Annotated in this window: 16 protein-coding genes; 9 read left to right on the top strand and 7 right to left on the bottom strand. The window is 61.6% G+C overall.

What is annotated here, in order from left to right:
* Positions 1–836: 836 nt before the first annotated feature.
* Positions 837–1,046, bottom strand: a complete 210-nt coding sequence (locus tag Q9S52_RS05335; protein ID WP_304708402.1) for a hypothetical protein — start codon at positions 1,044–1,046, stop codon at positions 837–839.
* Positions 1,047–1,250: 204 nt separating this feature from the next.
* On the opposite strand from Q9S52_RS05335, the gene Q9S52_RS05330 reads away from it, so the two are divergent.
* The 3 genes from Q9S52_RS05330 (at position 1,251) to Q9S52_RS05320 (ending at position 3,007) form a co-directional block, all read left to right on the top strand.
* The gene (locus tag Q9S52_RS05330; RefSeq protein WP_294594696.1) at positions 1,251–1,916 is read left to right on the top strand and encodes an FKBP-type peptidyl-prolyl cis-trans isomerase; all 666 of its coding nucleotides are present in this window, start codon (positions 1,251–1,253) and stop codon (positions 1,914–1,916) included.
* A gap of 137 nt (positions 1,917–2,053) precedes the next feature.
* Positions 2,054–2,530, top strand: a complete 477-nt coding sequence (locus Q9S52_RS05325; RefSeq protein WP_304708401.1) for a peptidylprolyl isomerase — start codon at positions 2,054–2,056, stop codon at positions 2,528–2,530.
* A 27-nt stretch (positions 2,531–2,557) separates the two neighbouring features.
* Positions 2,558–3,007 (top strand): DUF3127 domain-containing protein, encoded by a 450-nt coding sequence (locus Q9S52_RS05320; protein WP_297628613.1) that lies wholly within the window; start codon positions 2,558–2,560, stop codon positions 3,005–3,007.
* Positions 3,008–3,119: 112 nt separating this feature from the next.
* Here the strand turns inward: Q9S52_RS05320 and Q9S52_RS05315 are convergent, their stop codons facing one another.
* From Q9S52_RS05315 to Q9S52_RS05305, 3 genes are all read right to left on the bottom strand, one after another.
* On the bottom strand, positions 3,120–3,494 hold the full coding sequence (locus tag Q9S52_RS05315; protein WP_294594691.1) for an MmcQ/YjbR family DNA-binding protein: 375 nt from the start codon (positions 3,492–3,494) through the stop codon (positions 3,120–3,122).
* A gap of 1,292 nt (positions 3,495–4,786) precedes the next feature.
* Entirely contained in the window at positions 4,787–7,561 is a 2,775-nt protein-coding gene (locus Q9S52_RS05310) for a prolyl oligopeptidase family serine peptidase (RefSeq protein WP_304708400.1), read from the bottom strand.
* A gap of 318 nt (positions 7,562–7,879) precedes the next feature.
* Positions 7,880–11,038: an exodeoxyribonuclease V subunit beta gene (locus Q9S52_RS05305; protein WP_304708399.1), complete on the bottom strand. Its 3,159-nt coding sequence runs from the start codon at positions 11,036–11,038 to the stop codon at positions 7,880–7,882.
* Between the two features lie 106 nt (positions 11,039–11,144).
* Between Q9S52_RS05305 and Q9S52_RS05300 the strand changes: the two genes are divergently transcribed.
* Positions 11,145–11,342: a hypothetical protein gene (locus tag Q9S52_RS05300; protein WP_304708398.1), complete on the top strand. Its 198-nt coding sequence runs from the start codon at positions 11,145–11,147 to the stop codon at positions 11,340–11,342.
* A gap of 764 nt (positions 11,343–12,106) precedes the next feature.
* Here Q9S52_RS05300 and Q9S52_RS05295 read toward each other — a convergent pair.
* Genes Q9S52_RS05295 through alaS form a run of 3 tightly spaced genes read right to left on the bottom strand, consistent with a single transcriptional unit; the run spans position 12,107 to position 16,684 of the window.
* Complete coding sequence (locus Q9S52_RS05295) at positions 12,107–13,075, bottom strand: diacylglycerol kinase family protein (protein WP_297623443.1); 969 nt, start codon at positions 13,073–13,075, stop codon at positions 12,107–12,109.
* Between the two features lie 14 nt (positions 13,076–13,089).
* Positions 13,090–14,043 (bottom strand): substrate-binding domain-containing protein, encoded by a 954-nt coding sequence (locus Q9S52_RS05290; protein WP_304708397.1) that lies wholly within the window; start codon positions 14,041–14,043, stop codon positions 13,090–13,092.
* Between the two features lie 4 nt (positions 14,044–14,047).
* Positions 14,048–16,684 (bottom strand): alanine--tRNA ligase, encoded by a 2,637-nt coding sequence (gene alaS / locus Q9S52_RS05285; RefSeq protein WP_304708396.1) that lies wholly within the window; start codon positions 16,682–16,684, stop codon positions 14,048–14,050.
* Between the two features lie 972 nt (positions 16,685–17,656).
* Here alaS and Q9S52_RS05280 point away from each other — a divergent pair.
* From Q9S52_RS05280 to Q9S52_RS05260, 5 genes are all read left to right on the top strand, one after another.
* Positions 17,657–18,244, top strand: coding sequence for a DUF4251 domain-containing protein (locus tag Q9S52_RS05280; RefSeq protein ID WP_300726872.1), 588 nt, complete (start codon positions 17,657–17,659; stop codon positions 18,242–18,244).
* Between the two features lie 117 nt (positions 18,245–18,361).
* Positions 18,362–18,724 (top strand): ribosome silencing factor, encoded by a 363-nt coding sequence (gene rsfS / locus Q9S52_RS05275; protein WP_297623427.1) that lies wholly within the window; start codon positions 18,362–18,364, stop codon positions 18,722–18,724.
* Between the two features lie 69 nt (positions 18,725–18,793).
* Positions 18,794–20,815, top strand: coding sequence for an ATP-dependent zinc metalloprotease FtsH (ftsH, locus tag Q9S52_RS05270; protein WP_304708395.1), 2,022 nt, complete (start codon positions 18,794–18,796; stop codon positions 20,813–20,815).
* Positions 20,805–21,551 (top strand): phosphatidate cytidylyltransferase, encoded by a 747-nt coding sequence (locus Q9S52_RS05265; RefSeq protein WP_304708394.1) that lies wholly within the window; start codon positions 20,805–20,807, stop codon positions 21,549–21,551. The genes ftsH and Q9S52_RS05265 overlap by 11 nt, the downstream gene beginning before the upstream one ends.
* A 62-nt stretch (positions 21,552–21,613) precedes the next feature.
* Entirely contained in the window at positions 21,614–22,303 is a 690-nt protein-coding gene (locus Q9S52_RS05260; protein WP_304708393.1) for a phosphatidylserine decarboxylase family protein, read from the top strand.
* Positions 22,304–23,048: the final 745 nt, after the last annotated feature.

Below are 23,048 nucleotides of genomic sequence, written 5' to 3'. Positions count from 1 at the left end.
GCATATTCTGCCGGTTGGCACTCGGCCAATCCGGCAAGAATTGCCGCGGGCGACGGCAAAGTGGCGGAGCGAAAGCGGAGCCGCAGTGAGGCGGACACGGGGCGGAGAACTGGGGCGAGCTTTGGGCCGTGCCTGTTCTTCAGGCGCGAAAACCGATTACGGTTTTCGCGCCGCGCTGGGCCGGGCATGGGGGATGAGATTTGGGCTGTGGATTGGGCTGAACTTGTTGTCCGTACTTTGGGTAGTGCTTTAGTCCGAGAGCGAATAGCGCGATTCCAGAGGAATCGCCGTCCTCGGCGAGAGCGACGCATCAGCGGCGCGTGGGGGCGCGCCGAGGACGAACCTCATAGCAAAGAGGCCGTGCTCTTGCGACCCGCAGGGTCGCCGGGCTTGCGGCGGGGCATCTTTGATGCCCGGGCCGGACGCCGCAGCCCGAAACCGACAGAATTGGGCTGAACCTTTGGTCGTGGTTTGAGCTGATTTGTTGGTTGAGCTTTTGCGACCCAATGGGTCGCGCGGGCCGGACGCCTGCCCACGGGAGGCCCGCAACACGCCGCTCGCGCGTCGAGAGTTGCCGTTCCTCTCGGGCGCCCGGCCTGCCATGTAGCGCGCTTTCATTCAACCGATAGGAATGTGCTCTTGTAATTCGGGTCGGAGCCAGCGTGGCCGGAAATGAGTTCTGCGAAGTTGCAGGCCTACGCCTGGGGTGGCTCCGGCCCGGGCGGTTCTTCGAACCGCAGAGTGCAAATGGGGTAGGGCGGCCAGTTGTTTGGGGTAGAGGCTGCCCTTATTTTTAGGGTAGACCCGGCCCTTTGCCCACCGCGGGCACGCGGCGTTTATTCCGAGAGGCAACGCAACTGAAAACCGTGGGCGCGGTAGTCCGAGCTACTGGCGCCGAGGGTCTGCGAACTGAAATTCAAGTCCATGCCGCGGATGCCGTTCGTGGCGGACGACCAGCTATAGCCGAAGTCGCCGATATATATGGCATTCCCGAATTGTCCATGATGTCCCGGATCGCGGAAGCCCGGGGCGAGCCCACCGGGCATTTTATAGGCAGCCTCTACCCTAACCGGCCCGACTCTGCCCGACCACCCCGGCCCCTTCCCCCCAAGAGACCCCACAGACCTCAACCCGCCCAAACACAGCCCACCTTGCCCCCTCCGACAGAAACGGCATAATAATTGACAAAAAATCCCTATCTTTGCACCTGATTTTCAGAAATCGAAAACTTCATAAACCCATATCGAACGATGAAAAAATTATTTATCATGGCCGCTGCCGGCACCTTGGCAGCCGTCGGAGCAACCTCTTGCGGCGGAAACGCCAAAATGACCACCGACACCGACTCGCTCGCCTACTCCGCCGGGATCGTGCTCGGAACCATGGCCTACCGGATGGACTCCACCATGAACCCCAACCTCATCGCAGCCGCCATCAAAGACGTCTATGCCAAGAAAGGTAAAATGACCGACCTCGAAGCCGACGCCTTCATGCGCGAATACATGATGAACAAATTCATCCGCGAAAGCGCTGCCAAGAACACCGAATTCATCGAAAAAGCAGTCGCAGACGGAGCACAGACCTTGCCTAGCGGCTTGGTCTACAAGATCGAAAACGCAGGGTCGGATCGGAAAGTCGCAGTGGGCGACTCGATCTACGCCAAATACAAGCTCACCTTGCCCGACGGCCAGCTCGTTGAAGAACAAACCAACGCCGTTCCGTTCCTGTTGGAAGAAGGCAAACTCATCAAAGGTTGGATCGAAGGCATTCCGCAGATCGGCGAAGGCGGCAAAATCACCCTCTTCGTACCGGCCGACCTCGCTTACGGCGAACAAGGCCACGGCCCGATCGCACCGAACCAGGCTTTGCAATTCGACATCGAAGTGACCAAAGTCGTTCCGGCACCGACCAAGTAAGCACACCTTCCATTGCAAAAACACCGACCTTTTCCGGAACGCACACCACGCTTCCGGGAAAGGTCGATTTTTGTCTTCAGTTTGATTTTAAACCCGGAAATAGCTACCTTTGCCCCGGATCAAACCGAGAAATCGAGATGAAACGAGCCGAAATACACACCGCCCGAGGCATGATGAAAGTCGAACTCTACGACCGCGAAGTGCCGGGGACGACAGCCAACTTCTGCAAACTGGCCGAAAGCGGATTCTACGACGGACTGACCTTTCATCGCGTGATCCCGGACTTCGTCATCCAGGGCGGATGCCCGAACGGCGACGGACGCGGGGGGCCGGGGTACACCATTCCGTGCGAAACGGAGTGCGAACGACAGTACCACGACCGCGGCGTACTCTCCATGGCACACGCCGGGCGGAACACCGGCGGATCGCAGTTTTTCATCTGCCACAACCGACAGAATACCGCACACCTCGACGGGGTGCACACCTGCTTCGGTCGTGTGTACGAAGGATTGGAAGTGATCGATGCGATTCGACAGGGAGACGTGATCGAAAAGATCGTCATCCTGCCCAACGGTGCGACTGCCTCCGCCGACAACGGCGAGGACGAAAACTAAGAGAATAGTTAAGCGAAAGGAACGATTATGGATTTGGAACTGACAGTAAACATGCTTCTCCCGGTGGTGAAAGGCCAGAGCGCACGCGGGGAGTGGACCAAACAAGAGGTGATTTTCGAAATTCCGGGGGAATTCAGCCGGAAACTCTGCGTAGGGTTCTGGAACGACCGCGCAGTGGATGCAGCGGCCTTGCGGCCGGGAGATCGGGTGGCGCTGAGCGTCAACATCGAATCGCGCGAATACAACGGACGCTGGTACACCGAAGTACGGGCTTGGCGGATGAGTAAATTGGACGTCGCACAGCAGCCGAATCAGGCGATGGGAGGCGGACAACCGATGGCCTCTTCCACTCCGGCTGCAACCGCGGCGGCGCAGAGCGGAGGATACACGGCTGCGGCACCGGTCGGCGGCAACAATATGGCGGCGACGCAGGAAACCGCTACGTCGGCTGACGAAGTGGACGACCTGCCGTTCTAAAGCTTCCAATCAGGCATTGGACTGCACACAGGAGGGAGACACCCAGTAGGTGTCTCCCTCCCCTTTATTTATATGCTTTACTCTCGATTGCTTTCACACCCGACTTCAGCCGTCACAACCCCGCCTCCATCCGCTGTCGCTTCGGCAACGCGCGCAAGATCTCGCCATACGCATGATCGATCATCTCGCAAATCTGCGCATCGGTCAAGTGCGGGCCGCCCAGTTGTACCCCGTTCCAATGCCGTTTATTCATATGCCACCCCGGTTCGATCTCCTCGGGATAGCGGTCACGGAGTTCTTCGGCCCGTTCCGGTTCGCACTTAAGGAGCAGATAATCCGGCCTTTCCAACGCACACAGCGCAAAGATACGCCCCTGTTTCGCAGCGGTATCCCCCAGCCGAAAGACAATCGTCTTGTCGTCGAACGGGAAAGCCTCGGTCACGCCAGGCTTCTCCAGGCAATAGTTTCGAATCGTTTCAATATCCATACGTGTGCAAGTTACGTTTTTTCGCCCGAACTTCCTCTGAGAGCGGTCATAATTTCAGCTATCGCAGGCGCACGGACAAAGGATTGGGCTGAGCAGATTAAGCGATACGTAGTATCGCTCCGTCCCGCCGGGGTCACCCGGACGCCGCCCGCGCAGGGCAGTTCCGTCCGGCTCGAAGCTCGATCCGCGCGCCGCCGCCTAAAGAGGGAAATCGTCAAAATGTGCTGGCACGTTTTGACAAGATTTCCCAAGGCGCGCGAATAAAGCTCGCCTGCGCGCGGACAAAGAACGGGGGTAGAGGCGGCCAGTGGAAATGCGCAAGCATTTCCCGTCCACGGGACGTGGGGCCCGCGCGGCCCGAGCGCAGTACCCTCCTGTTGGCGAAGACGCGCGCCACGCCTAAAGAAGCGATTCAATCATTTTGGCGGTGAGCCGAAATAGAATGAATCGCGCAAGGCGCGCGAAAAAAGAACGGCGCGCGAAAAAATCGATTTTGCCGAAAAATCCGTCGCCCGCCCGCCTAAAAGGGGATTTCGCTCGTTTTGCGGTGAGCAAAATCGAGATGAAACCCCAGCGGGCGACGGCAGCGGCGGAGCGAAAGCGGAGCCGCAGTGAGGCACACACGGGGCAGTGCTTGGGGCTTTGTTTTGGCCGGGCTTTGGGCGGTGCTTTTGCGACCTTTAGGTCGCCGTCCTCGGCAAGGGCGACGCTTTAGCGGCGCGTGGGGGGCGCGCCGAGGACGAACTCGGCAGCCTTGGGCGGTGAATGGCATTGCTCTTGCGGCTCTTCGAGCCGCGCAGTTCGCCGCCACCCCGCGCGGCGGACTGCAACTCGACGGAGCTCGTTGCACTCACCGCTGACGACGAACAGCTGTAGGTCAAGGACGAACCCGACAGCTTTGAGCGGTGAACGAGGTGCTGCTTCTGCGACCCTTTAGGGTCGCGCGGGCCGCAGCCTCCCGCCGCGGAGGGACGCACAGCGTCTTTTACTGCCAGCCTCTACCCTAAACCCCGCAGGCTTCGTCCGCTTAAACTGCGTCCGAGGACGAATGTCATCAAATGGGAGGCGGTGAATGATGCGTTGCTTCTGCGACCCGCAGGGTCGCCGGCCTTGTCCCCCAAGCCGCGTAGCGGCTTGGGGGAGTGGGCGACAGGCCGAACTTGGCCATTTAGGCGGTGACTGGGGGATAGCTTTTGCGGCTTGCAGAGCCGCGCAGGCCGGGCACCCGGCCCGCCAAACCTATTCCCCTATCACACTCAAACCGATCAAGTTCCGCCTCCGCGCCGAGCCCTCTATTCGTCCCAGCCCCGATCGATCCCCTTGTCCACAGCGCGAATCCCCCGCTCCATCCACCGCGGCGCCGGAGCATCCTTCAGATAGTGGTCGAAAAACTGCATCATCCGGCGATCCCAATCCAACCGGTCGGCATAGCGGCGCAAGTTATGCGGCTGACCGTTGTAATTCAGCATCCAGACCGGAACCCCGTGACGCCGCAGGGCCAGAAAATACTCGATCCCCTGATACCACGGCACCGCCTCGTCCGCATCGTCGTGCCGCAGGAGGATCGGCGTGCGCACCTTGTTCGCAAAGAAGAGCGGCGAATTTTCGATATACTCGATCGGTTTCTCCCACAGCGAACCCCCGATCCGGCTCTGGCCGTGTTCGTACTGGAACATCCGCGGCAGGCCCGACCCCCAACGAATCCCCCCCGTCGCCGACGTCATATTAGACACCGGTGCCCCGGCGCTCACGCAACGAAACATATTCGTCCGCGTCACCAGATAGGCAATCTGATAGCCGCCCCAGCTCTGCCCCTGCAACCCGATCCGATCCGGATCGGCAATACCGCGGTCGATCAGCATCTTCGCGCCGCTCACCACCGCATCGTAGCACGACTGCCCCGGATACCCCGTCCGGTAATGGATATCCGGCATGAAAACCACATAGTCCTGCGAAGTGCAGACCGCCGGAATCACGATCGACCAGCTCGGTTGCGGATGGAGGTGTTTGTGAATATCGTCCGTGTGCGTCTCGTAGAAATAGACGATCACCGGATAACGCCGCGTCGAGTCATAGTCCTCCGGCAGGTAGAGCAGCCCCTCGGCCCGAGCGCCGTTCATATCGTCCCACGCCACGCGCCGCACGCTGCCCCAGCGATAATCCGCCGTCTGCGGATTCGCCTCGCTCACACGCCGGGGCTCTTCCAGACCGAGCCCCGAGAGCCACAAATCCCGATACTCGCTGAAATTCTCCCGCTGCCACAGCAGCACATCCGCCTCTTTCGCCCGCCCCACGAAAGTATACCGGTGACCGTCCATCACCAGCCGCTGCGGTTCGCCGCCGACCGGCAGCCGATAGTAGCCCGCCTCGCGCGACGCCCGGTCGAAGGCCGAGAGCAAAAGGGGCTGCGAAAGGTCGATCGCCGGAGCCTCCGGATCGAGCTCCACATACCGGAAAGCGACGCTGTCGCGCCGTCCCGCACCGCGCGTCAGGCACTCCGGCGCCCGACGCCCCGAAGGATCGGTCGCCCAGAGGTCGAAATTGTCGTAAATCACCGCCCGGCCGTCGGTCGTCCAACCGGCCATCCCTTCGGCCGACGGGTCGTCCGGCATATCGAAACCCTGTTCGTACATCGGATAGGGAATCCGGGCCGAAAGCGACACCTCTGCCTCTCCTTTCCCAGCTGCCGTCGCAGCCGCGCGCCACTCGCCGCGCGGCGCGTCGTACCAGGCGATATACCGTCCGTCGGGCGAGATCGAGGCTTCGGCCTTAGCGGCCCGCGCCACCGGCCGACGCACGCCGGTCGACGTCTCGACGGCATAGAGGTCGCGTTTTCCGGGCGACTCCCACGTGCTGGCCCACTCGTACGGCCCGGCGTCTGTCCCCAGCGCATACCGCGCCCCGTCGGCTTCGGCCAAGGTCACCGAGGGCAGCGACTCGTCGCCGAGCAGTGCCCAGCTCCCCCGCCGCGTGTCGTACACGGCGCGGAAGGTCTGCTTCCGCAGCCGTTCGAGACCGGCCAGCTGCTGGGTCATCAGCAGGGTGTCGGTGTAGCTCCAGAGGTCGAAACGGCTCTTCTCGTCTTCGGGCAAGGTGTCCTTGGGCACCACCCGCGGCGGGCGGTTCATGCCGAACTCCAGCCGTCCCCCTTCGCGCGAAAAACGCAGGGGGCCGAACTCGCTCACCACAAAGCCGTTCGCCGCCCCTTCGGCCGCCACGCGCCGCGGTTTCCGATCTTTGGTATCGAACCAATAAAGGTCGTACCGAGCCCCAGTCGAGGTGGTGTCGGCAGTGACGAGGTAGGCTCCCTGCCGTCCGGCTTCGTCCACGGCGAGTGCCCCGGTTTTACCGATTTTGGCGGCGTAGAGCTCGGTGTCTCGCCCGTCGTTCCAAGCCCGGACGCTCCGCAGGCTGTCGCCTTTCAGGGTGTAGAGCAAGAGCCGCCCGTTCCGCGAGAGGCGAAAGCTCTCCACGCTGTCCACCACGGTACTGTCGCCGCCGGACAAGGCGTCCCACAACACCAACCGGTTGAATTTCTTCGGTTTGGGCGCTTTTTTGGCCGCCTCGGAGGTATCTTTCGCGGGCACCACTTCGTAGAGGTAGGCGACCACGCCGCTCCCGTCCCGATCAGCGGTCTGAAAACTTTTCAGCCGGGGCACGACGATCCGATCGCGGGAGCCGAGCGCAGCCAACACCAGGGTATCGGGCCGTTTCCGGTCGGCTTTGGTTTTGTCGATCTGCTCGCGCCGCTGCTGGGCACGTGTCGGAACGACTTTCGCGGCCACCCACGGCGCTCCGGAGGAACCGAACAACCGGGCTCCGGAGGCGCGGTGCAGGGTATCGGCTTTGCTCGAGAGGGCATCGTACACGACGGTCTGTCCGTCGCCCCGGGCGGGGTTCAGACCGTACACGACCCACCGGCCGTCGTCGCTGATCCGGGGGGCTACGATCTGCTTCCAGCCGTCGAAAACTTCCCGATCCAACATTTTCTTCCGGGCCTGTGCCCCTGTGGCCCACAAGCCCAACAGGGCTGCGGCCATCGCCCAACGCCATCCGTTTTTCTTCATCCTGTTTATCGTATTTTGATTTTTGTAATCCTTTACACCTAATTCTATCCCGACTTCTCCGTCCGCGCGCCTTGGGAAATCTTGTCAAAACGTGCCAGCACATTTTGACGATTTCCCTCTTAAGGCGTGGCGCGCGATCTGGTCATTGCCCCGGCTGGTACTGTTCTCTTTGTGAACAAAGAGAACCAGAAAAACTTTAGACGGATGCTGACGCATCCTCCAGCTGCCGGTCACCCAAATCTCGGTATTTTCTTTGGGTACCTTTCTTTCAAGAAGGTACGGTTCCCTCCAGCACAAAGAACGGGACAGATAAGCCCATCAGCCGACCCGTTCGACCTCGCCCAGCTCCACGAACCACAGGTAACCCTCCACCCGCTCGTATCCCATCTCGCGCAGCAGCGACATGTACTCCTCCACCTGCCGCCCATAGCCCGGCTTCCGCAGCGCCCCGAACTTATAGTCCACCACCACCGCCTGCTCGCGCCCCCGCGTCATCACCCGGTCGGGACGCCGGACACCCTGTCCCGCGATAATCTCCCGCTCGCTGTGCACCACCTCCCACTCCGGCGAGAACCACTCCGCCACCACCGGATCGCACAACGCCGCCGCAGCCCGCTCCCGCAACAACCGCTCCTCCTCGTCCGAGACGATCTCGCCGGCCGTCCGCATCCGCTCGATCGCAGTCCCGACCCCCTCGGGCCCCGCCGTCAGCTCGAACAAACGGTGCATCAACACCCCGTATCGCCGCGGCGACACCGCCTCCCGGTCGGTTCCGAAGTAGCGATCCGACCGCCACCGTGCCCGCACCCGCTGGCCCGCGTCGTGAGACGGAAAGTCCTCCAGCTCGATCCCCCCCTCGGAAACTCCCTTCCCCGGACTGCCCGCCGAAGGTGCCGGCCCCCGTTCGCCGAAAGTATAAAAAATTCCCTCCCCGACGCCATCCGGCAGAACATAACGCTCCTCGCCCAACGCCTCGACCTCCGGCAAAACCGCGTCGATCAGACGCGACACCCGCGCCGTGCCCTGCGCCTGCGGATCGTACATCACGTAGAGCTCCCGCTCGGCCCGCGTCAGGGCCACATAGAGCAGGTTCAGGTTGTCGACATGGGCATAGACACTCTCGCGGTAGTAAGCCTCGGAAAAGTGCGACTGCTCCATGATTTTTTTGTACCCCACCGGCACGGTGCCCAGCTCGGCAAAGCGGTCGGCCCCGACGCCCGACGCAGCCGTCCAGAGGGTCGTCCGACCCGCCTTGGGCAGCAGTTCCCAGTCGCAGTAAGGCAGCACGACGCACGGAAATTCCAGCCCCTTCGCCTTATGAACAGTCATAATAGTGATAGCGTCCTGTTCAGAAGGGAGATAGACCGTCTTCCGCACCCCCTTCTCGCGCCACCACTCGAGCCACATCGGCAGGTCGGGCAAGGCCTGTTTTTCATACGAGAGCATCGCCTGGTAGAGCGCCTGGAGAAAAGCGGTCGCTTCGCGCCGCCGCCCGAGCCCGTATCGCTCGATGATCCGTTCCAGCCCCTCGGTCAGGGAGTTCCGGAGCAGGCTCCCGATAAACGTGCCCTCCTCCTCGGACAACGGCGCGCCGTAAGGGCGTTCCAAAAATGCGTTGTACTGGGCCCGGGCGACGGTATCCTCGCCGGAGACGGCCAGCGCGAAAAGGGTCATCACGAACCCTACGGCAGGCGAGCTGCTGAGCAGCAACGCCTCCTGACTCACAATCGGATAGCCGGCTTCGAGCAGCACGTCGGCCACCATCGGAGCCTCGTAGTTGTTCCGCACCAGCACGGCGATGTCGCGCAAGGCATAGCCGCGGGCCAGCATATCGGCCACGCGGGCGGTCAAAAGCGCTCCGACCTGCTCGCGCGGAGCGGGAATCACCTCGGCATACCCCTCGGGCGACCGCAACAGCTTGCCCGGGGCACATCGCTGTTCGAACCGTTCGTAGGAGCGTCGCAGCATCCCGGCCCCCGACCGCACGGCTGGAGGAGCTTCGGCCAGCAGCTCCTCCAACTCGGCGGCGTCCCGCTCCACGATGCTCCGCATCAGGAGGTTGTTGAAAGCGATGATGTTCCGTTCGCTGCGCCAGTTGGTATCCATCGGTACGGGCTCGGCCAGCGCGCCGGCAAAGCGCGTTTCGGCCTCGGCCCCCAAAATCCGCCAGTCGCCGCCCCGCCACCGGTAGATGGACTGTTTCACATCGCCGATCAGCATGACGGCCTCGCCCTCGTTTTCGGCTAAAGCGTTGTCCAACAGCGGAATGAAGTTCTCCCACTGCTTGGCCGATGTGTCCTGGAATTCGTCGATCATGTAGCGCGAGTAGGCGTTTCCGACCTTCTCGTAGATGAACGGAGCGTCGTTGCCGGTCACCAGCCGGTGGATGAGGGCAGCGGTCTGGTCGATCATCACGAGGTTCCCCTCGGCGGCCACAGCGCGCACTTCGCTTTCGAGCCGCGACAGCAGGAGGCTCCGCGAGAGGTTCTCGCGCACCAGCTCGCGCGAGTTGACGTCCCGAATCAGCCGGTCGACGCCGTCGCGCACCTCCTGTAACAGGGGCATCAGAGCGGGTTCCAGGGCTTCGATCCGCTCGCGGGCGGGGGCGCGTTTGGTGCTCCATGTTTCGACGCTCTCAACGGCCTGCCGGAACCGCAATCCATAAGGCTTCGGCGCGTCGGCTTCGGCAAGCTGGAAGAGGTAGCCGGCAAAACTCATCCGCTTATAGGGAAAGTCGTCGAGGGTCAGCCCGGCGGCGGTAATGAGCTCCACAGCACGCCGGGCGGTCTCTTTCACCTGTCCGAAGCGCAGTTCGATGTCGCGCACGATCTCATCGAACACCCCGACGAGTCGTTTGAAGGCTCCGGAGTCGGGCACGTAGCTCTCTTTGAAGAGCTCGCCGCCGATTCGCACGAGGTCGGATCGCACGTCCCAGCTGCGTCCCTGTTCGGCGCGTTCGTCGAGGAGCCGGTTCACGGCCTCCCGCACGGCGGGTTCGGCGGCTGTCCGCTCCAGCAGCCGGTCGATGGCGGCGTCCAACACCCATTCGCGGTCGATCTCGACGGTGTAGTCGAAATCGAGCCCCAGTTCGCGGAAAAAGGCGCGGGCGACGCGTTGGAAAAATTTATCGATGGTGGAGACGGCGAACCGGGAGTAGTCGTGCAGGATCAGGCTCCGGGCCGCACCGGCGTTCCGGACAATGGTGCTCCGGGTGAGGCCGGTCTCGCGCATCAGCTCGCGCAGATAGGGCACCTCCGGTTCGCCGCCTTCAGGCTCTTCGGCGGGAGCGGAGGCGAGGGCGTGGAGGCTCTCGACGATCCGCCGCTTCATCTGCTCGGTGGCCTTGTTGGTGAAGGTCACGGCCAGGGTGCTCCGGTAGAGAGAGGGGTCGCGGACGACGCCTTTTATATATTCGTAGGCCAGCCGGTAGGTTTTTCCGGAACCGGCGGAGGCTTTCAGTATCTTGACCTGACCCATGTGTTTTTCGGAGGGGGTATCTGCTTGTATGCAAGGGGTTTTCGGGGCGGAAAGCCGGCCTGTCGGGGTAGAGGTATCTTTGGAGGGTACAGGCGGCCCGGTTCGAGTGCCGAGCGGCACTGCCCCGGGCTACCGCCATCGGGATACGGGGGCGTTATGGAACGTCGGCAACAGTGGTTACAGCTGGGGTTCCACGTTCGACGGGAACAATGGCATGCACTGGAGTTTCCGAGCGACGTGGCTCCATCCCAACGATTCGTACCACCGTGCTTACGGTTTTCAGTTGCGTTGCCTCTCGGAATAAACGACGCGGGCCCGCGGTGGGCAAGGGGCTGGAGCTACCCTAATTAGGTGACTCTACCCTATTTCAATTTGACTTTGCGGACGGACGCCCGGGAGGCACCGCAACTATCGACGCGGAGCGGCGTGTTGCGGGCCGCCCGTGGGCAGGCGTCCGGCCCGCGCGACCCGTTGGGTCGCAAAAGCAACACCCCCATTCACCCCTTGACCAACAACAGCAGTCGCCGCCAGCGGAGAGCAGCAACGAGCCCCGACGAGTTGCAGCCCACCGCGTGGGGTGGCGGCGAACTGCGCGGCTCAAAGAGCCGCACGAGCACCGCATCCATTCACCGCCCCCATTCTGCGAAGTTCGTCCTCGGGCGCGCTACTCGCTCTCAGTTCAAGCGGCCGAAGCTTGCGGGGCCCACAGCAACGTGAGTTGCGGGCCTCCGCGGCGGGAGGCTTCGGCCCGCGCGACTCTGCGAGTCGCAAGAGCATAGCCCAATCCACGGCCCAAAGCTCGCCCCAGTTCTCCGCCCCGTGTCAGCCTCACTGCGGCTCCGCTTTCGCTCCGCCGCGTTTCCGCGCGCCTTGCGCGATTCATTCTATTTCGGCTCACCGCCGAAACAGTTGAATCGCTTCTTTAGGTGTCGGCGCGCATCTGTCCTACGGGAGGGTACTGCCCTTACGCCGGGCGGGCGGTGCCTCCCGGCACTCGGAATGGGCAGTCTCGGCCCAAATCTTCGCCCTGTTCTTTATCCGCGCGCGGGCAGCCGGTTAAGCCCCGCCCTAAGCCCGATCGCGGATGAACTTCTCGCTCACCACCACCCGCACCGCACGCTCGATGATCTGAAACTCGAAATCGGAATACCCCAGTATCTCGCCGTCGATCTCCAACCGAACCGGACGATCCGCCCGCACCTCGATCCGCCCCCCGCGAAACAGTCGAATCTGCGGAATATCGTAAATATTGCCCGTGTAAACCACCCGGAACCGCCGGAACAACCGCACCCGATTCATATTCGGAATCACCGTGAGGTCGAACAGCCCGTCGTCCGCAATGGCATTCGGCGTCTGCGAAAGCCCCCCCGCCGTGTACTTGCAGATGCCGACCGTGCCGGTGAACAACCGTCCGTGAAAGACCTCCTTGCCATCCACCGCGATCCGCACACGACGCGCCCGATAGCGAATCGCTTCGCGAAAAACACTGAACAGATAGATCCACCGCCCCCGATACCCCCTCTCCTTGAGCCGGTTGAAACCTCGACAAACCGCCGCGTCGTAGCCGAACCCCGCCACATTGGCCAGATACCTGACCTGATGCACCTTCGACTCGTAATAGCTGACCCGCCCGACATCTTGCAGGAACGAGCGGCTCTCGCGAATCGAACGAATCGCATCCACATAATTCCGCGGAATACCGAACATCCGAATCCAGTCGTTCCCCGTCCCCACCGCAATCACAGCCATCAGAATATCGGTCGTCGGACAAGACTGCTGGATGAAGAAGCCGTTCACCGTCTCGTGAATCGTCCCGTCGCCGCCCACCACGATGATCCGCCGATAGCCCTGCCGCACCGCCGCCACGGCCAACTCCGTAGCGTGGTACTTGCGCAGCGTGAACATGGCATCCACGGCAATCCCCTCGTCGCGCAACAGGCCGCTGATCTGCGGCCAGTCGGTCAGCCCGCGGCCGCTCCCGGCCACCGGATTGACGATGGCCGCCCAGCGCTGCGATATGTCGAACGATTCGTTCATGCCGTAAAGAAACGCTACCGGATCACCTCGACCGGCATATAGACCACCTCCTCGCCCCCATTCCCCTCGCCCCGCACCAGCCGGAGCAACCGCTCGATCCCGCCGTTCACCATCACGGGATAATCCTGTCGGATCGCCGCACAATGAGGCATCCGGTGCACGAACTCCAGCACGTCGTTCGTCGGGTCGAAAAAGACCGCCGCAGCCGCAGCCCCCTCCTCCGCTTCCGTCGCCGCCCGGCAGAGACTGTCCAAACGCGCCATCCCGCCGATACTGTTCGCCTCCGCCAAGGTCGTCCCCGAGAGGAAAACCACTCCGTTGATCGGCAGCTGCGCCTCGTCCGTCAGAAAATCGGTCGCCTGCTTCCGCCCCGTCGCCGGCACATCGCCCGACCACAAGAGAGCCGCCGTGTCCGGCACCTCGGGCAGGAATCCCGCCAACCGCTGCTCCATAGCCGCATCTCCCTCGACCCCGCCGAACAGACCGATCCCCGTCGCCGCCCGACCCCCTTCGGCACAAAGCTCCCGCAGGGTAACCGCCGCCAGCTCGCCGGCAGCCGTCTGGTCGGAACCGATATAGAAGCTCCGCGCGCTGCCCGGCGCATCCGAGTCGAACGTCCCGACAAAGACCCCCGCCGCCACGGCAGCGTCGATCGCCCCACTCAACTCCGCATCCGAAGCGTCGATACAACTCAACAGAATGCCATCCACCCCCGCCTGAACGAGCTTGTCGATCAGCTCGGCCTGCGAAGCGGCCGTCGGGCGATACGAAACATCCCACCGCACCGCCACATCATACCTCTCCCGCGCCGCCAGCGCCGCCGCCTTGGCCAGCGCCACCGACGCGTCGTCCACCTTGGGCACCACGGCAAAGGTCGTCTTCCGTTCCGGCGTGTGGTCGCACGACGAAAAAACGCTCCCCAGCAGCACAGCTACCCAGAAAATCGTATACAGACGGGCCGATTTCATACGATTACGCATTCAACTTTGCCTTAATCAGGTCGATCGCCGCCGTGATCGCCGCCTCGATCCCGTCGCCGCTCTTCCCGCCCGCCGTCGCGAAGTGAGGCTGACCGCCGCCGCCGCCCTGAATCAGTTTGGCCGCCTCGCGCACGATGGCCCCGGCATTCAAGCCCGCCTCCACCGCCGAATCGCTCAACGCCACGGTCAGGGTCGGTTTCCCGCCGAACACGCTCCCGAATACCACCGCCCCGTTGCCGATCCGCCCGCGCAGCCCCAAAGCGATGTTTTTCACCGACTCCGGCATAATATCCAGTTGTCTCGAAATCAGGCTGAAATCGCCGAACGGCTCGGCAAAATCCATCAGTTTTTCGACCATAAACCGGTCGCGATCCTGCCGCACCTGAGCGATCTGTTTGCCCATCTCGGCATTCTCTTCCGTGAGTTTCTTCAGCGCCGCCACCACCTGATTGGTGCGCAAAGCGGCCATAAACTCCTTAATCACATCGTTCTGCTGTTCGCACAGCTCCTCCGCCGCCCGTCCCGTGACCGCTTCGATCCGCCGGATACCGGCCGAGCTGGACTCTTCGGAGACGATCCGGAACAGGCCGATATTCCCCGTCGCCGGCACGTGCAGCCCCCCGCACAACTCCACCGAATGGCCGTACTTCACCACCCGCACCGTGTCGCCGTACTTCTCGCCGAAGAGCATCATCGCCCCCAGCTCCTTGGCCTGCTCCATCGTGCAGTGGCGGTTCTCTTCGAGCACGAAGTTGGCGCGGATCGCCGCGTTGACCCGACGTTCCACTGCCCGCAGCTCCTCATCGGTCATCTTCTGGAAGTGCGAGAAGTCGAACCGCAGGTATTCCGGCGTCACGAGCGACCCTTTCTGTTCGACATGCGGCCCGAGCACCTCGCGCAAAGCATGGTGCATCAGGTGGGTCGCCGTATGGTTGGCCGCCGAGGCCATCCGCCGGTCGGTATCGACGAAGGCTTCAAACGTTGCCCCGAGATCGGTCGGAAGGGCCGACGCGATGTGCACCGTCAGGTTATTCTCCTTCTTCGTATCGGTAATCACCGTCCGTTCGCCCGTCGCCGGATCGAGCAGATAGCCGGTATCGCCGACCTGCCCCCCCATATTCCCGTAGAAGGGAGTATAGTCCAAAACGATCTGATAATGACTCTTCCCCTTGGAAGTCACCCGCCGATACCGGGCGATGTGCACCCCTTTATAAGTGGTATGGTCGTAGCCGACGAACTCCGACCGTTCGACCGGCAGCACGTCGACCCAGTCGTCGGTTTCGACCGCCGAAGCGTTCCGCGACCGGTTTTTCTGCGCCTCCAGCTCCCGTTCGAACCCCTCGATATCCACCTTCACCCCCTGTTCCGAAGCGATCAGCTGGGTCAGGTCGATCGGGAATCCGTAGGTGTCGTAGAGCGTAAAGGCGTCCGTCCCGCCGATCGTGCGCTCCGCCCCCGAAGCGGGCAGCTTCTTAATAATGGAGTCGAGCAGGTTGATCCCCGTGGCCAGCGTCCGCAGAAAGGAGCTCTCCTCTTCGGAAATGACCTTTTCGATCAGCTGCTGCTGGGCTTTCAGTTCCGGGAACTGCCCCCCCATCTGCGCCACGAGAGTCGGCACGAGGCGGCAGATGAACGGTTCGGTGAACCCGAGGTAGGTGTAGCCGTACCGCACCGCCCGCCGCAAGATGCGCCGAATGACATACCCCGCCTTCACATTGCCGGGCAGCTGTCCGTCGGCGATGGAGAAGGCGATGGCCCGCAGGTGATCCGCAATCACGCGCATGGCGATGTCCTTCTTCTCCTCCTTGCCGTATGAGACCCCGGCCATCCGGGCCAGCTCCTGCAACAAGGGCTGGAACACGTCGGTGTCGTAGTTCGATTTCTTGCCCTGGATCACCATACAGAGCCGCTCGAAACCCATCCCGGTATCGACATGACGCGCGGGCAGCGGCTCCAGCGAGCCGTTTGCCTTGCGGTTGAACTGCATGAAGACGAGGTTCCAGATTTCGATCACCTGCGGGTGGTCTTTGTTGACGAGGCTGGCCCCGTCGACCGCCTGCCGTTCGGCATCGTCGCGCAGGTCGAAGTGGATCTCGGAACACGGCCCGCAGGGGCCCGTATCGCCCATCTCCCAGAAGTTGTCTTTCTTGTTCCCCCGCAGGATATGCGAGGCGGGGAGCCGCTCGGCCCAGAAATCGTAGGCCTCCTGATCGAACGGCACGCCTTCGTCGGGCGAGCCCTCGAAGACGGTGGCATAGAGCCTGTCGACGGGCAGTTTATACCGTTCGGTGAGCAGTTCCCAGGCCCAGGCGATGGCCTCTTTCTTGAAGTAGTCGCCGAAGCTCCAGTTGCCGAGCATCTCGAACATGGTGTGGTGGTAGGTGTCGTGGCCGACCTCTTCGAGGTCGTTGTGTTTGCCGCTCACGCGCAGACACTTCTGGCTGTCGGCGACCCGCGGCGACTGGGCGGGCTGGTTGCCGAGGAAGATGTCTTTGAACTGGTTCATCCCGGCGTTGGTGAACATCAGCGTGGGGTCGTTCTTGACGACCATAGGCGCGGAGGGCACGATACGGTGCTGTTTTTCGCGGAAAAAGTTGAGAAAGGTCTGGCGGATTTCGTTGGAGTTCATCTGGTATTGAGTTCTCTTTTCGTGTTTTATCGGTTCATCTGTCCTGTGGAGATCTCCACAACGGGAACAATTTACAAAAATACGATATTTTTCGATTCGGTCGTTTCGCGAGGCTTCGGAAGGGTTTTTCGGGCCTTTCGAAGGCGGAGCGGTTTGCATGGGGTAGCTTTCGGGAAGAGGCTGTCGGTTACTTGGGGTAGCTTTGGGGTAGACACGGCCTGTTGTTTGGGGTAGACACGGCCTGTTGTTTGGGGTAGACACGGCCAGTAAAACACCCTGTGCGTCCCCTCCGCATCCGGAGGCTGCGGGCCACGGGGACTCAGCTACTCGCTTTCGACCCAGATTCCAGCCCAAAGCCCGGCCAAAAGCAAAGCCCAAAGCACAGTCCACACCACAGCCCCATTCTCAGCCCAGCGCGGCGGGAAAACCGACTACGGTTTTCCCGCCCGAAGAACGAGCACAGCCCAAAGCTCGCCCCAGTTCTTTGCCCTGTGTCCGCCTCACTGCGGCTCCGCTTTCGCTCCGCCACTTTTTCGCGCGCCTTGCGCGATTCATCTATATTCGGCTTACTGCCGAAATAGTTGAATCGCTCCTTTAGGCGGCGGCGCGCGGCTGTCCTACAGGAGGGGACTGCCCTTACGCCGGGCGGGCGGTGCCTCCCGGCACTCGGAATGGGCAGCCTCTACCCCCGTTCTTCGTCCGCGCGCTGGCGGAAATCTTATTCAAACGCGAAACACGCGTTTGAATGATTTCCTTATCCAGCAGTCGCGCGCGGGCAAGCTTTGCCCCGCCTAAAACTGCCCTGCGCGGGCAGCGTCCGGGTGACCCCGGCGGGACGGGAAATGCTCCGCATTTCCACTTTTCTGCTCGACCTAAAGCTTCGCCCCGTTCGCTACTCAAACCCACACCCCTCAACCGTGGCACAATTTCTGCTCAAAACCCTGTACCTATATCACCTAATCCGTCACACCCATGAAAACCAGATCATTCTTTCCGACCCTGCTGCTCGGACTCCTGTTCGTGCTGCTCGTGCTGCCCCACGCCCTGCCCGCCTCCGCAGGCCGAAACAACGACCGCAAAACCCGGCGAGCCGAACAAGCCGCCGCCACCGCCCGCTCCGTAGACTCCATCCTCCGCAGCGAACGGTTCCTCTTCGTCCCCAACCGCGTCGTCACCCAGATCACAGGCATCCCCTACGCCAACCTCAACACCTACTACGAAGTCGCCGTCACCCCCGACAGCCTCGTGTGCAGCCTCCCCTACTACGGCTACGTCTACAACACCATCTACAACCCCGACCGGTCGCCCTTCTTCTTCACCGCTCCCGACCCCGCCATCCGCGTGGAGAATCTCCCCGCCGGGAAACAGAAAGGATGGATCGTCATCGGCGCCCATGAACGCTCCAACCACCGCAGCTACATCCTCACCTTCGAAATCTTCGACACCGGCGAGACCTCGCTCACCATCCAGGGCTCCGGCACCCAGCACCTCCAGTTCCTCGGCACCCTGCGACCCCTGCCGGCCGGAGAACCCGCCGCCAACCGGCCCGAAATCCGATAGCGCCCGCACCCCGCTCGAAAAAAACACGAAAGAAAAAAATTACTTACCTTTGTTTCCTGCAAAGTGTCCGAAATCGGGCCCCCTTGACCGCGGGAGACCGCAACCCCATCGAAACGAATGAACGAAAATACCCAAACCCTCCTCCGCACCATCGTCCACGCCATGCAGGACAAGAAAGCCGACCGGATCGTCAGCCTCGACCTCACCGCGCTGGACGGAGCCGTCTGCGACGCCTTCGTGATCTGTCAGGCCGAATCCACCACCCAGGTCGCCGCTATCACCGCGGGAGTCGAGGAGCTCACCCTCCGGGAGATCGGCGAAAAACCCTACCGGATACAGGGGCTCGACAATGCGCTGTGGGTGGCCATGGACTACGGGAACGTCATGGTACACATCTTCCAAAGCGAGATGCGCGACTTCTACCGCCTCGAAGAGCTCTGGGCCGACGGAGAACTGACCCGGCACGAAGACCAGTATTAAAGATACGAAGCATACTAACCGCACACAAAAAACGCATATCCGTGCCCGCTTGCGGCACACCTCTGATATATGGCAAACGAAAAACGGAATACCTTGCGCCCCAGATTCAATATCTATTGGATGTGGGGCATTATTATAGCCGTCATTCTCGGCTGGGCCTACTTCGGCGAGAGCGGACGGCAGAGTCGGATCAGCTGGGACGCCCTGCGCGACACCCTGATGCCGAGCGGAGACCTGCAACGCGTGCAGATCGTCAATCGCGAAGTGGCCGAAGTGTGGCTCCGGCCGGGCACAGTGGCGAAATACAAAGCACAGGAGCGTTATAAATACATTCCGACCAAAGGGCCGCAATTCTACTTCAACATCGGCTCGCTCGAAAAGTTCGAGAACGACTACCAGGCGGCGCGGGACAGCATCAACCGCAGGACGATCGACGGGACGGCTGCGGGACGGGGGCAGGGCGACGTGCCGGGGCTCACGTTCGAGAACGACAACTCCGGATGGGGGACGCTGTTCTGGCAGGCCTTGCCGTTTATCGCCATCGTCGTCTTCTGGATCATCCTGATGCGGCGGATGTCGGGCGGCGCGGGAGGCGGAGGCGGCGGCGTGTTCAGCGTGGGGAAAGCGAAGGCCAGACTTTTCGACAAGGACAACGACCAGAAAGTCACCTTCAAAGATGTGGCGGGGCTCGAAGAGGTGAAGATCGAAGTGATGGAGGTGGTCGACTTCCTGCGGAATCCGGGGAAATACAGCGAACTCGGCGGGAAGATTCCGAAAGGTGCTCTGCTCGTGGGGCCTCCGGGGACGGGTAAGACCTTGCTGGCCAAGGCGGTGGCCGGGGAGGCCAATGTGCCGTTCTTCTCGATCAGCGGTTCCGATTTTGTCGAGATGTTTGTGGGGGTGGGGGCATCGCGCGTGCGCGACCTCTTCAAGCAGGCGAAAGAGAAGGCGCCGTGTATCGTCTTTATCGACGAAATCGACGCCATCGGACGGGCCCGGTCGAAGAACAGCGGGTGGTCGTCCAACGACGAGCGGGAAAATACCCTCAACCAGCTGCTGACCGAGATGGACGGGTTCGGCACCAATGCGGGGGTCATCATTTTGGCCGCCACGAATCGGGCGGATATTTTGGACAAGGCTTTGCTGCGGGCGGGCCGGTTCGACCGCCAGATCGAAGTCGGACTGCCGGACATCAAGGAGCGGGCCGAGATCTTCGCCGTCCACCTCAAGAAGCTGAAACTCGATCCGGACTTGGACACCGACTTCCTCGCACGGCAGACACCGGGCTTCTCGGGAGCCGATATTGCGAATGTTTGCAACGAGGCGGCGTTGATCGCGGCCCGGAAAAACAAGAAACAGGTCGAACGACAGGACTTTATGGACGCTGTGGATCGGATTATCGGCGGTCTGGAGCGGAAAAACAAAATCCTCACCGACGTGGAACGGCGGGCGATCGCTTACCACGAGGCGGGGCACGCTACGGTCAGCTGGATGCTCAAATGGGCCGATCCGCTGCTGAAAGTGACCATTATCCCGCGCGGAAAGGCTTTGGGAGCGGCGTGGTACCTGCCGGACGAACGGCAGATCACCACACGCGAACAGATGACCCACGAGATCGCGTCGCTGCTCGGCGGGCGGGCTTCGGAGGAACTTACCTTCGGGGAGATATCGTCGGGGGCGTTGAATGACCTGGAGCGGGCGACGAAGCAGGCATACGCGATGGTGGCCTACTACGGGATGAGCCGGGCGGTGGGACACCGGAGTTTTTACGACAGCACGGGGCAGAGCGAGATGGCTTTCGGGAAGCCGTACAGCGAGGAGACCGCCCGGCTGATCGACGACGAAGTCAACACCCTGCTCAAAGAGTGCTACCAACTGGCCAAACAAGTGCTCTGGGAACAGCGCGAAGGGCTTCGGCAGCTGGCAGAGTTGCTGTTGGAACGTGAAGTGATTTTTACGGAGGACTTGGAGCGGATTTTCGGCAAACGGCAGGAGGGGGCGCGGAATCCGCTGGACTCGGTGCAGCCCGCAGCTACCGAAGCGGACAAAACGGAGGCTAAAACGGAGGAGGGCTCGGCGAATGAAAGCTAAGTCTCTGATCACACGCACCGTGAGCGGAATCGTTCTCGTTCTGGTGATGGTGGGCCTGACGCTGGCGTGGTACGATCCGGAGACGGAGCGACCGGGAGGAACGTTCTACCTGCTGTGGACGACACTCGGGGGGCTTACTTTGTGGGAATACTACCGCCTGCTCGCCAAAAACCGGGGCGTTCTCGGCGAGCGGCGGGGGAGATGGACGGTGTGGGGCGGATTGTACATCGCGCAGGCTTTCGTCCTGATCCAGCTCTTGAACCCGATGCTGGTGGTGACGCTGATGACCGTCGTGTGGCTTTCGGACACGGGGGCTTATCTGGTGGGGAGCGCGGTGGGGCGGCATAAGATGGCGCCGGTGATCTCGCCCAAAAAGACGTGGGAGGGGTTTGCGGGAGGGATTCTTTTTGCGGTGGGGACGGCTTTGGTGTGGTACGCGCTCTATTGGAGTCCGGAGACGGGGGCGCTATATGCCGACCTGCGGAACTTGTTCGGAACGGCGGGCGTGGAGAATCCGCTGTGGCTCAGGTTAGCCTGGTTCGGCTTCGGCCTCATCATTGCCCTGGCGGCGACGGGAGGCGACCTGATCGAATCGAAATTCAAACGCGTGATCGGAGTCAAGGACTCCGGAAATATCATTCCGGGACACGGCGGCCTGCTGGATCGGTTCGACGCCTTGTTGCTGGCGGTGCCGGCGGCGTGGGTCTACATCCTGCTGACCGGATTGATCGAATAGGATGAATCAGAGGGGGTCGGGCCCAGCCCGAAACGATACGGAAACGACTATAATCGAACCAGATGCGCAAATATTTACACCGGGAAGGACGACGGATCATCACGACCAGTATTCTTATCGCTCTCGTAGCGGCACTTGCGGCGGTGCGTTTTCTCCCGCTCTGGCTGAGCGGGACGATTGTCTTTTTCATGCTGCTGAAAGTGCTTTTCGTGTGCCGATTTTTCCGGATTCCGGTGCGTCGGGCGGCGTTGGACTGCACGGACGACGCCTGCGTGCTGGCACCGGCCGACGGTCGCGTGGTGGCGATCGAAGAGGTCTTCGAAGAGGAGATTCTCTCCGAGCCGCGGATCCAGGTCTCGATCTTCATGTCGATCTGGAACATCCACATCAACTGGTATCCGGTGAACGGCATCATCGATTACTTCCGGTACCATCCGGGACGTTTTCTGGTGGCCTGGCATCCGAAATCCTCGACCGACAACGAACGGACGACCACCGTGGTACGGACGGCGGGCGGTCATCGGGTTTTGTTTCGCCAGATCGCCGGTTTCGTTGCGCGACGGATCGTGAGTTATTCCTGCGTGGGCGGGACGGCGCAGCGGGGACGCGAGTGCGGCTTTATCAAATTCGGTTCCCGGGTTGACATTTTGTTACCGGTCGGGAGTGAGATTTGCGTGAAATTGGACGAGAAGACCACGGGGATGCGCACCGTGATCGCACGTCTGCCGAAAACCATAAAGACAGCTGATTAAGGTCGAAGCGGCCCATTCCGAGTGCCGGGCAAAGGGTTGGGCTATCGGCAGCGTGAGGATGCGTTAGCATCCGTCTAAAGTTTCTTTGGTTCTTTCTGTTCACAGAAAGAACAGTTCTATCCGGGGCAGTGATCAGACCGCGCGCCACGCCTAAAAAGGGAAATCGTCAAAATGCACTTGTGCGTTTTGACAAGATTTCCCCCGGCGCGTGAACAAAGTGGGGTAGAGGCTGGTAGTTGAAATGCGTAAGCATTTCCCGTCCACGGGACGCGCGGCCCGAGCGCAGTCCCCTCCAACCAAACGCGCGCCACACCTAAAGAAGCGATTCAGCTATTTCGGCATGAGCCGAAATGGAATGAATCGCGCAGGCGCGTGAACGAAAAACGGGGCCGTCGGCAGTTTGAGGATGCGTTAGCATCCGTCTAAAGTTTCTTTGGTTCTTTCTGTTCACAGAAAGAACAGTACCAGCCGGGGCAGTGTCCAGATTGCGCGCCGCCGCCTAAAGAGGGGAATCGTCAAAACTCGCTTGCGTGTTTTGACAAGATTTCCCCAGGCGCGCGGAAACGCGGCGGAGCGACAGCGGAGCCGCAGTGAGGCGGACACGGGGCGGAGAACTGGGGCGAGTTTTGGGCTGTGCCTGTTTTGGGCGGGAAAACCGTAGCCGGTTTTCCCGCCGCGCTGGGCCGAGCGGGGAGCTGAATCATTGGCTGTGCTCTTGCGACCCTTTAGGGTCGCGCAGTTCGCC

The organism is uncultured Rikenella sp., from assembly GCF_948810725.1.
GTDB lineage: Bacteria > Bacteroidota > Bacteroidia > Bacteroidales > Rikenellaceae > Rikenella.
This window is presented reverse-complemented; position numbering and strand designations above follow the sequence as displayed.